This window comes from Paenibacillus gallinarum (assembly GCF_014836635.1).
In the GTDB taxonomy this organism is placed as follows: domain Bacteria; phylum Bacillota; class Bacilli; order Paenibacillales; family Paenibacillaceae; genus Paenibacillus; species Paenibacillus gallinarum.
This window is the reverse complement of record NZ_JACSQL010000006.1, coordinates 157,969-170,938: the sequence shown is the minus strand read 5'-3', so window position 1 is coordinate 170,938 and position 12,970 is coordinate 157,969. Positions and strand designations below refer to the sequence as shown.

17 protein-coding genes are annotated in these 12,970 nt (G+C 35.0%); all 17 read right to left on the bottom strand.

Annotation, left to right across the window (positions count from 1 at the left end; translation table 11 throughout):
* Positions 1 to 61: 61 nt before the first annotated feature.
* The gene (locus tag H9647_RS14630; protein WP_191801162.1) at positions 62 to 1,045 is read right to left on the bottom strand and encodes a LacI family DNA-binding transcriptional regulator; all 984 of its coding nucleotides are present in this window, start codon (positions 1,043 to 1,045) and stop codon (positions 62 to 64) included.
* 236 nt (positions 1,046 to 1,281) lie between these two features.
* Positions 1,282 to 1,674, bottom strand: coding sequence for a group-specific protein (locus tag H9647_RS14625; protein WP_191801160.1), 393 nt, complete (start codon positions 1,672 to 1,674; stop codon positions 1,282 to 1,284).
* 37 nt (positions 1,675 to 1,711) lie between these two features.
* Complete coding sequence (locus H9647_RS14620) at positions 1,712 to 2,272, bottom strand: hypothetical protein (RefSeq protein WP_191801158.1); 561 nt, start codon at positions 2,270 to 2,272, stop codon at positions 1,712 to 1,714.
* A 1-nt stretch (position 2,273) separates the two neighbouring features.
* Positions 2,274 to 2,777, bottom strand: a complete 504-nt coding sequence (locus tag H9647_RS14615; protein WP_191801156.1) for a hypothetical protein — start codon at positions 2,775 to 2,777, stop codon at positions 2,274 to 2,276.
* A 137-nt stretch (positions 2,778 to 2,914) separates the two neighbouring features.
* A complete protein-coding gene (locus H9647_RS14610; RefSeq protein ID WP_191801154.1) occupies positions 2,915 to 3,400 on the bottom strand; it encodes a GNAT family N-acetyltransferase in 486 nt (161 codons plus the stop codon).
* Between the two features lie 157 nt (positions 3,401 to 3,557).
* Positions 3,558 to 4,055, bottom strand: coding sequence for a GNAT family N-acetyltransferase (locus tag H9647_RS14605; RefSeq protein ID WP_191801152.1), 498 nt, complete (start codon positions 4,053 to 4,055; stop codon positions 3,558 to 3,560).
* Between the two features lie 28 nt (positions 4,056 to 4,083).
* A complete protein-coding gene (locus tag H9647_RS14600) occupies positions 4,084 to 4,629 on the bottom strand; it encodes a GrpB family protein (RefSeq protein WP_191801150.1) in 546 nt (181 codons plus the stop codon).
* 469 nt (positions 4,630 to 5,098) lie between these two features.
* On the bottom strand, positions 5,099 to 5,857 hold the full coding sequence (locus tag H9647_RS14595; protein ID WP_191801148.1) for a methyltransferase domain-containing protein: 759 nt from the start codon (positions 5,855 to 5,857) through the stop codon (positions 5,099 to 5,101).
* Between the two features lie 19 nt (positions 5,858 to 5,876).
* A complete protein-coding gene (locus H9647_RS14590) occupies positions 5,877 to 6,539 on the bottom strand; it encodes an HAD family hydrolase (RefSeq protein ID WP_191801146.1) in 663 nt (220 codons plus the stop codon).
* On the bottom strand, positions 6,532 to 7,098 hold the full coding sequence (locus H9647_RS14585) for a GrpB family protein (RefSeq protein WP_225229304.1): 567 nt from the start codon (positions 7,096 to 7,098) through the stop codon (positions 6,532 to 6,534). Before H9647_RS14585 ends, H9647_RS14590 begins: the two co-directional genes overlap by 8 nt.
* 155 nt (positions 7,099 to 7,253) lie before the next feature.
* On the bottom strand, positions 7,254 to 7,724 hold the full coding sequence (locus H9647_RS14580; protein ID WP_191801144.1) for a hypothetical protein: 471 nt from the start codon (positions 7,722 to 7,724) through the stop codon (positions 7,254 to 7,256).
* A 794-nt stretch (positions 7,725 to 8,518) separates the two neighbouring features.
* On the bottom strand, positions 8,519 to 8,914 hold the full coding sequence (locus H9647_RS14575; protein WP_191801142.1) for a YobA family protein: 396 nt from the start codon (positions 8,912 to 8,914) through the stop codon (positions 8,519 to 8,521).
* Positions 8,915 to 8,938: 24 nt separating this feature from the next.
* Entirely contained in the window at positions 8,939 to 9,553 is a 615-nt protein-coding gene (locus H9647_RS14570; RefSeq protein WP_191801140.1) for a hypothetical protein, read from the bottom strand.
* A 396-nt stretch (positions 9,554 to 9,949) separates the two neighbouring features.
* Positions 9,950 to 10,552: a class I SAM-dependent methyltransferase gene (locus H9647_RS14565; RefSeq protein WP_225229303.1), complete on the bottom strand. Its 603-nt coding sequence runs from the start codon at positions 10,550 to 10,552 to the stop codon at positions 9,950 to 9,952.
* A 55-nt stretch (positions 10,553 to 10,607) separates the two neighbouring features.
* Positions 10,608 to 11,498 carry a phosphotransferase gene (locus H9647_RS14560; RefSeq protein ID WP_191801138.1) on the bottom strand — a complete coding sequence of 297 codons (891 nt, stop codon included), beginning with the start codon at positions 11,496 to 11,498 and terminating at the stop codon, positions 10,608 to 10,610.
* Between the two features lie 95 nt (positions 11,499 to 11,593).
* Positions 11,594 to 12,418, bottom strand: coding sequence for a serine hydrolase domain-containing protein (locus tag H9647_RS14555; protein WP_191801385.1), 825 nt, complete (start codon positions 12,416 to 12,418; stop codon positions 11,594 to 11,596).
* Between the two features lie 126 nt (positions 12,419 to 12,544).
* Positions 12,545 to 12,964 carry an HIT family protein gene (locus H9647_RS14550; protein ID WP_191801136.1) on the bottom strand — a complete coding sequence of 140 codons (420 nt, stop codon included), beginning with the start codon at positions 12,962 to 12,964 and terminating at the stop codon, positions 12,545 to 12,547.
* Positions 12,965 to 12,970 lie beyond the last annotated feature (6 nt).

Sequence of the window (12,970 nt, the reverse complement as noted above, 5' to 3'; positions counted from 1 at the left end):
ATTTCACTGATGACATGTCCTTCTTGTAACAGCCTGCTTACTGCTAGGTCTCAACTTCGTTCTATACTGTACTAGCTTCAATAAGTTTCACAGGTAGATAAGTTTCTCGTGGGACGTCATTGAATTGTCCTTCAATTTCTTTGATAAGCAGCTCGACTGCAGCTCTTCCAATCTCCTGAATAGGCTGCTGAATCGTTGTTAGTTCTGGGAGTAAGTTACGTGTCGTTTCTGTACCGTCATAACCAATTACCCGAATGTCTTCAGGGACGCGTTTGCCACGCTTCCTTGCTTGAGCAATAAATGATGCTGCCACCAAATCATTACTCGCAAACAGCCCATCTACTTCAGGGTGCTCACTCAGCAAGCGCTCAATGGGTTCATAATGGTTTTGTTGATTGAAAGGATCATGAACTTCATAGGTAATTGCCTCCCGGCCATGCTGCGCCATCACATCTTCATAAGCTTTTCTTCTTAAGCTTGCCGGCGTTTCCAATTCTACAGGTCCATTAATGTGCAAGATATGTTGGCATCCCTTATCAATTAGCAGCTCTGAAGCCATTTTCCCGCCCATGTAATTATCTGATCCAACAACAGGAATCGTATCCGATAAGAAGCGATCAATCGCAACAACCGCTATATTTTTCTGATCATAATTTACAATACCTCGGTTATGTGTTCCTACGATAATACCGTCAACTTGATTGCGCATTAGCATATCTACATAAGCTTCTTCTTTATCCAGCTGATTTAAGCTGTTACAAATCAGCAGTTTATAGCCGAGTGACGCACAGATATTCTCAATATGAAAAGTTAACTCTCCAAAGAAAGGATTGCTTGTTGTCGGTATGATTAAACCAATCAAATTCGTTCGTTTACTAAATAGTGACCTGGCAACGTCATTAGGAAAATAATTCAGTTGCTGCATCGCTTCCTGAACTCGGTCCTTCGTCTCCTGACTAATATAGCCCCGATTATTAAGCACCCGAGAAACCGTCGTCGGTGAAACTCCAGCTAATTTTGCAACATCATTAAGTTTAGGTTTCATAGATTGCTCCCTGCCTTTTCTCCATGCCTTATGTACCATTATCCTTCCTATTTTAACATGCTTAAACATGAAAGGACATTCATGCTCTGCGTGTGACTCCTACTAAACCAGATAAAGATAGCGTATGGATACCCATGTAACTTGGTTTTGATGAGTGTAAAACGAGTAGATGATGATCACGATTTAATTAGAATATATTCCTCAGAAGTGTTGGAATCCATGGCGAACAACTGTGTCTATTTTTGTTCTTCTAATATGGTTTGTATTAATTTCTCTACGGTGCCGTTGCACTTTCTAACTCCGTCTACATGATAAAAAGTACTCGTCGTTTCCAAGTCGTTAATTTCATCATTCTGTGAGTATAGATAGGCTTTAATCCCATTTCCAATTGCAATGCCGAGTTCGACGTGACTTCCTTTACCTGCGGGAAATAAAACTACAATAAAATCAGAACACATGACTGCGTCTATTTCCTTCTTCCCTATGTCTTTTAGTTCATCAATTGAAGTAATATTGCTATTAGTAGTCCAGTCGTATGTATGAGTAAAACCCTCATGTCTTAATTGTTCGCTTACCTTGCGTACGGTTTCTATATTTTTGAAGCTTGATGCAATATAAAAACTTTTCATCTTCACTCCCCCATTTCTAATAACTGAATGAAATGACCTATCTATCATATTTCTTTATCAGATTTTCTACCCGTATTATTGTACCTTCGTCTCCGATATCAACCTTATATTCATGAATCATTTTCACCAAAAAATCTCTAAGTGAGCTTGCTAACGAAATCATAAATTCTTGTGTTGGTAGCATCACGTCTATATACTTCTTTGAACGATCCATTTCATAATAAATAGAAAAATTCAATTCTTCCTTTCCTACAGACCTAATTTCCATAATCAATGGATCAACCCCATAGGAACGTTTTGACCTTCCGTAATTAGCAAAGTCTTCAGCTGCATTAAGAAAATCAGACCATAAATTATACCCACTTGGAACGTTATAACCTAAAATGTACTCTTGATTGTGTTTAATCAGAAAAAGCAATTGTAGATGCTTTCCAGAGAAATCATTATTGTTTATCAATTCAGACATATCCAAACGATCATCTATGTTAACATATCTACTTTCTGGTTCTGAATTTATATGCATTAACCAGTCGCTAACGCAAAATTTCTTCTCGATTTGTCTTCCTGTTCTTTCAATTAATGCTTGTATTTCTATCATCTTAATATCTCCCTAATGAAGGCTCCAACTCAAAATTAGCGACCTTTGTCATGCCATAATACTTGTACTTTATTGTTACGTTTTGAATTGTTTTATTATTTATGATCCGTATACCATAATGGATGGGAATTTGATTTTCGTCATCCTGTATTAAAGCTAGTGTTTGGTCTCTCAATAACTCTGGGTGAATAAGCTCTTCGTTAATCCCCACCAACTTTGTTCTTTTTTCATTCTCAAATCCTGCAGTTACCAATCGTCCGTTATAACTAATTCCCAATTCAACATGAGAAGGTTCTAGGTTGTCATTCACTTTAACTTCCATGAGTTTCAGGGCGGAACGGCCTTCATTTGTTATTTCAAAATATATGGTTGTATGTTCATCGTTATTTGACATACCATATGATTTTAAGGGAGTGCTATAACTAATCAAAAAGCAGCCCATTATAAAGAGAATTAATAAGAAGGATAAGAATCCAAGCGACAACAAAGTGAATTTTCTACTCAATGACATACCTCCACTAATCTGCAGTTCTATTCTTGCTTATCATTTGTATCACATTTGGCAATTCTAATTTCATTTTTTAATTCGCACTTATTTTATTTTGTAATATATTTAGCAATGTTGTCCAAGACGTTCATGTATCAAGTTACTGTTGAAAAGGTTTGGATCGGACCTTCCCAATCAACTTCTCTAATTTCTTGATAATTATCATTTGTATACCTTTCAATTGTCTTTCTCCAGAATATTTGAGCGGGTATGTTTGATTCAATCTGAGCTACCTTCCAAAACCCTCTGTATTTATTGAATAATTCAACTGCTGCATATTGCCCAACTCCTTGTTCTCTATATTTCTTCATTACAAAGAATTCAGCAACTGAATAAATTATCGTCCTGTCAATCTGCCCTACTTCTCTAATCAGAACAAATCCAGCAAGCAGTCCTTCAACCCGAATAAAATAAGGGTGTCTATCTTCTTCTGTCCAGTAGTGATCTAAATACATATAATCATAAAGCCCATTCTCATTGACATCATCAGGATCAAATTCACTAAAATCATATTTATATAATTCAATAAGGTTTCGTAACGTTGCTTTTTGATGATATTCAGCTCTATGTATTGATATCATATTGTTCCTTCTTTCGCATTTAGTTAAATTCAATAGAGAGATAAGACGGTAATAGTTCGTTGTTTATATAACTACGAATAGCGCCACCAAAAATGATGGTGCCATTGCTTTCCTCGTATTTTCAGAATATTCAAATACCAAGTGAACCCCTATGTTCTTAAATATCATATCGGTACTGTATAAGTTGTTCGTTCTTACCCAAATATTCTTCTAAACCAATTCTGCTTATTTCCTTAAAACCTAACTTTCCCAGCATTTTTTTGCTTCGTATATTTGTCTCGTGTGTTTCTGCGTAAAAACTTGTGACTCCTAATTCCTTTGTTCCATATCCCATCATACTTAGTGCAGCATTGAACCCTATTCCTTTTCCCCACAGTCTACTATCACCAATGGCTATACCTAATTCGGCAGTATTATCCTTAATATAAGCTAAGTCTACATAACCTAATAATTGCTTATTCATTTCTATTCCCATTCTTATAAAATCATCTGTCACTACATCTATACAATTGTTCCACCATCTAAATAGCTCTTCAGGATCTCTATTCTTTTCCCAGCCATTTGATGAACAAAATGCATCATCCTTACTCCAATTTAAAACAATATTATAATCATCTATAGTTAAGGGTCTTAGATTTATTGAAGTGGTTGGCATAATCCATCCTCCTTTTCACTTGAATCACTTACATATCTGACCGGCCAGGTTTCCAGCCTACATCCATTGACCATGCATGTGCTTTTTGCATTATCTCCCATACAATAGGTCCTTTACCTTCTACATACTTACTACGTTCTTTACTATGTAACTTCATTAAGCGATGTTTTTCTTCAGCATATTTCATGCAATCAAAAGGATGAGTACGCAAATAGTCTCTAAACATTAACGTCATTTGTTCAGAAACACTACCTGTTCGTCTAACATGAATATGAGTTCTTCTTCTACCAGGAATTTCACGGAAGTATTTCTTCGTCTTGTCTGGATTCTCTCTTCTCATTTTAAACCCTAAACTTTCAATCTGCTCACGGTATAATAACTCATTATCAAAATCCGTGACTGAGATCTGAATATCGACTATCGGTTTTGCATCCATTCCTTCAATCGAAGTTGAACCAACATGGTCAATACGATCAGCCGCTTTGCCAAGTACATTTCTTAATTTAGTTCCAAGCGTTAGGAACGATGATTTCCATTCCGAATCATATTCCGCAATTCTCCATTGATCTTCCATAATTACTTTCCTCCTTCAGAATTAGCTTTTCGAAATAACTCTGCAAGCCAAGTTTTCGTAAGGTTTCACAATATGAATATGTTTACAGAGAAGAAGACAGTAATCAGATTGCAATATCATTGCTGAAACACTATGAGAAGTAAGCTGCAATAATACTATTCACCTGACGCCGTTATTAGCGGTTAATCGAAACGAGCGATTTACAATATCAACGAATAAGTAAATACTATTGATTTTCCAAGTTTGCGTTGATTTCCGATAACGTTTCTGTATCTAGGATCTCTTAAGGCTTATGGAGAAACGGGACAGGTCTAGTCAAATCAAAAAAACGGTCTTTAAGGACCGTCTATTTCTTTTTTTACACATCATTTATTCATTCCATGATCGAAGACTCCCCCAGGCTTGAGGTCAAATGACTCAAAGTGCGAATATAAGCTCTTAGTAGGAGTTGCTTACATTAAGAGATAATTCAAACTATCTTTTTTGCGATTATGTGTGTAAATATGGCAATATCTCTATACGGTCCGTGGCACCCAAGTTCAAATTCCAGTGTTATCATTTTGTTATGCCATTCTTCACTTTGTTTTATATTATTATCTGTGATATATCCATAGAGGTTATGTATTCCAAAATGACCTACAATTTCATATCCTGATTCGGATAACCACGATGAAAGCTGATCAAAAGTATATATCGTTATATCCGTCTGTATAACATTACTGTAATCCTTTTCATTCCCAATAGTAGCTAATGCACTCTCAGGATCTTTATTGATAATTGCTTTTTTCATTACTTTAGCTGTTGGATTATGAGCTATTAATGATAACAATCCATTTTTATTCTGACAATTACTTATAAGGTAAAAAAAATGACTCGGCTGTTCAACGTACTCTAGTACATTGTGACAAAAGATCCAGTTGTATTTTCCGATTTTACCAACCATATTTTCGTATGAATTACATATATAATTGACTGACTGTGAGTTTTGCTTTGCGATTTCAATCATATGCATGGTAGGTTCAATTCCAGTTACATTATTGCCTCTAAGGGCATATTCATTAGAAGATATCCCAAAACCACAACCTACATCTAAAATGCTTTGTGGTTGTTCAATAAAGAATTTATCTATCTGGTGCCACGCTGTTTGATAAAATAGTCGTCCCCATGGCATCTTAGTATAGTTCATATATTGATTTACTGATTTCGAAAATGCATCTGTGGTTTTCATAAAGTTCTTTCCCTTTCTATTAATTTGAAATGTTTGCGAAGATATCTTTTAATTCTAACAAGTTCTTTATTGATCTATATTCACTTGATGGTCTTTCGTAAAAGTCATCTTCTTTCCATATACCTAACATACCAGCGTTAATACTCGCTTCTACATCGTTAATTGGATGATCTCCTAAAAATATTGAGTCTTTAGGTTCTAAACCTAAGCGGTCTAATGCTGTCTTGAAAATCTTAATATCCGGTTTTCTTAGTCCTTCCGTCTCTGAAATTAATATCTCATCAAAATAATGATCAATCTTAAGCCCTGTAATATTATTCATCTGGAAACGACCAAATCCATTTGAAATAATACCTAGCTTAAGGTTCTTTTCTTTTAAGTGATCGAGCATTTCAAATAGCCCTGAAAAACCAATGCAATGATCTTGAAATGATTCTACGTAATCCTCTAATAATTCTTGCCAGCTTAAATCTATTCCTATCTCTTCTATGAGCTGTTGATAAACTTTATCTTTCCAAACATATCCTTTTTGATCCAATTGAACAAATCTATCTATAAAAACGTGTTTCTCAACTTTATGAAAAGCATGAATACGATCGTACTGGTTTTCAAGAAAACTAACTAAAGACGTAGCGCGATCTAGCAGTGTTCCATCTAAATCAAATAAGATTCCTTTAATCATTTATTCCATCCTTTGGTGTATGTCGTAATATATCATTCATTACCCTCGTAACAAATTCTGTCTTTCCTTCAGTATAAGCTTTGCGATTAAGAGTAAAGTTATTGGAGAGTTCGATCTTTAAATTTGCATACTCAGATGCTAGTAGAGGATTATTTTTTAATATATCTCGAAACATTATATGCCTATTTAGTTCTACACTTTCTTCATCGCATACATATAAATGATGTTCATACTGTACATTACCTTCACTACTGTAGGGTACATAAATGTCTCTTCTTGCAAATGCTTCTCTATTCTTAATGCCTAGATCACCTTCATGTAGATATCCTAGTAGATCTAGCTTTTTGATCACTTTTGCCAAGTAATCCATAGATTCAATTACTACGTCAATATCAATAATTGGCTTGGCTGCAAGACCCGGTACTGAAGTGCTTCCAACATGTTCAATTCGTATTACTAGACCATCAAGCTCGTCAGATAAAGCTGATTCTATTAGTTTGAATGCTTTTGGCCATTCTTCATTGTATTCTTCAATAATTACTGGTTTTGGATTCAGCATCAAAATTCTCCTTTACATAATTCCTTACGAAGATTTCCTATTGCATTTCCGTATTCTCGGCGTCTCAATTGTTTAGGAATTCATTTACTCACCTGTTGGGGATCAAGGGCGAATTCTCGAAGTAGAAATGCTGTGTTATCTGATGCCAGTGATATTTACATCAATCTATAGATTTTCCCACTAGTTACTTTTATCTGGTTCATATTGGCCCACTGTTTTAATTCTTCTATGCTAACTTCTTCATTATCCTTGAATCTAAAATGTAAATTCATTGAAACAAATTTTCTGCCATACAACTTAATACCGACACTCTGTACAAAATAGCCTTGGATAATAATCTTTTCGATTTTCTGTTTTGGTACTTCAATATGATTGATCTGAATTCCATTTTCTTGTATTTGCAGCTCATTATTTTTTCTTGAAATCTTCATTAACAGCATTACTATATTTAATAAGGTATATAAAGGTACGAAAATAACAAAAAAGGCATTTAATAAACTATCTATTCCAAAAGTGAACACGACCATAATAGTTAAATAAATACAATAGGTCACTTGTATATACTCCGCTTTAAGTATTTTGATTTCATATTTTTTATTTATGTTCTGGTTTAATTCTTCAGTCATTTATCTATGTCTCCCGTCTAGATTTTCAATTTATATTGATCCCTTGAATTTCACCCTATCTTTCTGTATTTCAAATACTTTGGATGCTTAAGGAAAAGTTTTCGTTCTTATTAGGATTAACGGTTGGTTTTTCGATTTAGTTTGATTTTATTCATCCGGTAATGAGACCGACATGAACGCCAAACTTCGGCTTTCTGCTTATAATTGTAAATCGGGGAGGATTGCTAAGTGGAGCCGTTGAATACTCTTCATTGCCGGGGTTATAGTTATTGAGGGGGTTATAGAAATGTACGGAGTAGTTGCACATTTTGACCAGGATACAGAGCTCTATATAAACTAAGTTTGGAAAGAGTTGAGTGATCATGCCGTTTCCAAATATGCAGAAGAAGTACAAGATAGACGACCTCATATTACGATAGCAGGTTATGACTCAAACGTAGATATCGATCAATTCATAAGCGATTTTGACTTCTTTTATGAATCTAAAAAACAACTTTCAATTACTATGAACTCAATAGGGACCTTTTTGAATACAGGGATTTTATTCCTTCCCCCTGTTCCTTCCAAAGAATTTTAACGTTCCATGCTAATCATCACAGTTTCTTTGAAAAATATCGAATGAATGCTGAGTCTCCATATCTTCCTAATAACTGGGTACCTCACTGTACAATAGCAAACAGATTAAACGATGAGAAATTAAAAGAAGCGATGTCTTACTGCACTAAAAGAATCGAAAGCATAAGTGCTACGACCGGGCGAAAAACTAATTCGCAACAATTTATGCCCAAAATAGTTTATTTAACTAATTCAATTTTCTTAGCAGATGCTTTCGCAGGAAACGATGTATTTACTCCCCCATCTACTGTGATCTTAACTTGTTCACCGACGTTAAAATCATTGTATTTAATATCTCCGATAGAAACCCAAGTTGCATTTGGATTAGCAATTTTTAATATTTCATCAACTGTCTGCTGAGTGATATTAAATTCTGATTCATCTAATCCTTCAACAACAAGTAGCCGCTCTTTTTCCTTATCAATAATATATCCTGTTATAATGGTATCATTTGTAGGATTAGTACCCTCCTCATTGGTTGAGTCTGGCCTGCCTTCATTGTTGAATTCTTCATTTAATGAACATCCACTTAATATTAGTGGTACTAATAAAGAAGTAACAACTACTTTCTTCATACGTAAAATCACCACCTTATCTTCCTAACTTATCTTACACCTTAGTATGTAAACGTCTTCGTTCTGTTCAATTGTTTTCTCCATATCTTCGTGTGAGCCAAACGAATTTTTATCTTTATTTCTGATCATCATTCCTAAGTCAATAACTTGATTTAAATCCGCTGAAGTATTCTGGGTTATTGGTTCCGTTATCGTGCTACCAAAATCCATATTGGTATTCATTTGTTTTCCGCTACTGATGTTTCCATTTTGTCTTAATGCCATGGTCCATAATTCTTGTTTTGTATCCATGTTTATAGTTGAAAAATACAGCTTACTTTTCGTATCAGTCGTTATTTGAGAACCCATATCTAACATTGTTCCGGAAAACTCTCCATCTTTATAATGATCAATCCAATAATTGATATTCTCTACATTTACATTTCCATAATCTATTGAAAATATCATTACATGATCTGTACCTGCTGCTTTCATAATAGAGTACTCTTCACTGTCAAAATTAATATATGCGATCGATATTTTCTCTGATATTTGCTCCACTTTTTTTTCGGTAATTTTATCAGATTCTATGGTAGAAGACTCACATCCCATCAACATACACAATGATACAAATAATATAAATGTAGCCCATCTTTTCATTTATCTCACCTCACTAGTGGTTTCTCCTATGTCTGTCGCGGAAATAGGGGCATTAGACTGAATTCTGAATTCTGTCATTTCCAACTTTCTGCGTAATACGGACTGTAGGTCTGAATTGTTATACTTTGCTGATTGAATGGATCGCGTGAATAGATTTCTAGCAAATCCTTTTTAGGGCTCAAGAGTGAATTCGTAAATCTGTAGTGCCTTGTTATGAGAAGTTTAGACTTGTGCCACTTATACTAAAGCTTTCCTGGCTTCATATGTTATCATCTGTCCATCAATTGAAGGTGTATTCATAAACTTATAATTAGCTGACTTTATGATTTCTTCATAACCTAATCTATCAAGTAAACAGTCGAATTCATAGTTTCCGTACCAACTTAAAGGTAAGCGTTATAATTCTGTCTGAATTAGATTCCCTTCTTTCCATTTCTCGTATTTCAATAACGACACTATTCTCTGTTCCAGTATATTCACTTCGGTCCTTCTCTCTTCCAAAATAATTACTTCATGGTTAGCAGTATTCCACGTCCTAGTAGAGGTGAAATGTACATTTAAATCAGTGGGGATAAACAAATCCATTATCAACCTGCCCCCAGGCGTTAAATAGGAATGTAAATGTTTTAAAGTAGTAATCGCTTGTTCCCGGCCTTCTATTAATTGAAACGAACCCCCAGGAATGATAATAGCATCATATTTCTTCGTTAAAGAAAAATTTTGCATTTCATTGTTATACAGTGTAGCAGCCAGGTTTAATTCGTCACATCTTCTTCTACAGGAGTCCATCATCGCAGCGGAATTATCTAACCCCTCTATGTCAATTCCTGCCCGGAGTAGTGGGATTAAAACTCTGCCGGATCCGCAACCAACTTCAAGGACTTTTCCTTTAATGTTAGATAAGCGTTCTAAATAAAACTCTACATCTCCAACAGAGTAACCCAATGGTTTACTAAGATCATAAACTTCAGTACAAAGTTCTCCGTACGAACTATACATATTTTTAACCCCTCCTTATGTGAAAAGCAATGTTATAGGATATCAGTAACTATTTTCATATATTTATATGACTAATGAAATCTCCCGCGAGCTCTAACTGTTGAGTAGCAAATTCCAAATCACCATAACCTTCAAAAGCGTAATCTAAATTACCAATTGTAGACATCAATATGCGGGCGGTCAGGGCAAAAGTAAATGCTTTTGGATCCAAGATGACCTCTTTATTACTCAACATGTAACTTAAAGTTGGATCTTTAAATCCATTAAACAAGGCGAGATTACCAACAAATGATGCTAGATCCCAGTAAGCGGGCATCAATGATACATCCTCAAAGTCCGTCCAGATCCAACCTTCCGTACTTGGAACTAAATTTCCAGCGTGGGCATCTCCATGGGATGGTATGAAAACACTTGTTTCTAATCGCATCTTTTTATCTACTTCATGAAACATTTCAAGTAAGGCTTGTATACGTGGGTCCGAGTTCTTCATCAATCTTGCAGCCGATCGACAAGTCCGTTCCCAAACACCAAGTACGGGAAGTTCTTCAGAAAAGTCCTTCATTGCTATGGAAAGTTTACTTACGAGTTCAACGCTTTCACTCGGTGATGGACGTTGTAACTCTATAGGAGGTACATAGTTCCAAAGCGTCATCCATGTGTCATCAACATTGTGGGGTCCTGCATCAACAAGATCAGTAGGTAGTAACACGGGAACGTTCCTGATTTGAAGGTGTCGTGCTATTTGTAATTCCCTATTGAGTCTCTTATATGCGATATTTGCTTCTTCCTGTGTAATAACATTGGCTAATCGGGCAACAATGGGATAGGGAGCCAAATGAATAATCAGATTGCCTCCATTACTCAGAATAACAGGTATAATTTCATCTAATCCAAAAGTTTTAACAACCAATAATACTTGAGAAACTAGTTTATCTATATATGACAATACAACAACTCCTTAATTAAAAAAGTTATAAACTAAAACTATCCTTTCTAGAGTTATATAATGGGCATGCCTTCTTTGACTTACTTATCAATCTCTTATTTACTCAAAATATAATTTCCAAAATATTGTAATGGGCTTGAGGTATGATCAGATAAGTTACTTGTAAATATGGTAACTAATCGTTTTTTTTGATTAACAAATATATATTGCCCTCCCATACCCATAGCATAGAATGTTTTGTCTTCTTCACAATCTACATTCTTACTGTTCATTATCCACCAATGATATCCGTACAATGATTCTGCAATAGAATTATGCGTTGTTGATTTTTCTATCCATTCAGCAGGGATCAGTTGTTCCGAATTCCATTTTCCATTTTGCATATACAAGATCCCAAATTTCAACATATCTTCGATCTTCATCGTCAAACCAAATCCGCCTTTTGCAATCCCATGAGCATCTTCATACCAATTAAATTCGTGAATATCTAAAGGTAAAAACAAGTTTCTTTTTGCAAAATCTACAGTGCTCATTTGGGTTACCTTCTGTAATATAGCGCTAAGTAGATGAGAATTACCGCAGCTATATTTCATTTGCGTTCCAAGCTCTAATTTAACAGGTTGTTCAAGAATGAACTTCACCCAATTCTTTGTTGGAATCATAGCTTCATTTCCAGGCCACCTGAGCCCCGAGGACATCGTTAACAGATGTTTAATTGTAATTCTTTTTTTTGTATCATCAATGTTTGGGAAGTAATTCGATATTGGGACGTTTTCATTTTTGATATAACCCTGTTGAATTGCAATTCCAAACAAAGCAGACATAACACTCTTTGTAATTGAATTTACTTTGTGTTGTTTATCTTTCATTTTTCGATTTCTATAATATTCAAATAATATGGAGTTATCTTTGTAGACAATACAACTTTCAATTTTATTTTTCTTTATCGCTTTTTCAAATTCACCTAAGTTAATAATGATGATACCTTCCTTCTGTCTACTTTCCTATGCTTCTATATTGATTGTCTTTTAAAAGAATAGGAGTTTTCATCCTTCCTCACTTAATGTCTTCAGTATCTTTTCTTTGGTTAAGCTTAATCGTGTTTCAGCTCCATGCGGGTGTAATGGTTCGCCCCAGGTAAATCCATCGCCTTCATATCTTGGAATGAGATGCATATGGTAATGGGTAAGATCGTTAAATTCCCCTCCATCTTGAGAGATTCTTATACCGTCTGGTTTAAACAAGCTTTTCAACACAATTGAAAGTTTTTTCGAAGCATCCATGATAGCATAAGCTGTCTCTAGCTCCATATCTTCGATATCCAAGCAATGCTTTTTAGGGAGAATTAAAGTATGTCCTTCATTAAAGGGAGCAATATCAAGCACACAAGTAATAAGTTGGTTTTCATAAACAATATTCAAATTAGGTTCAATGTTATTAGCGATCCTACATCCCAAACATTCCATATACAG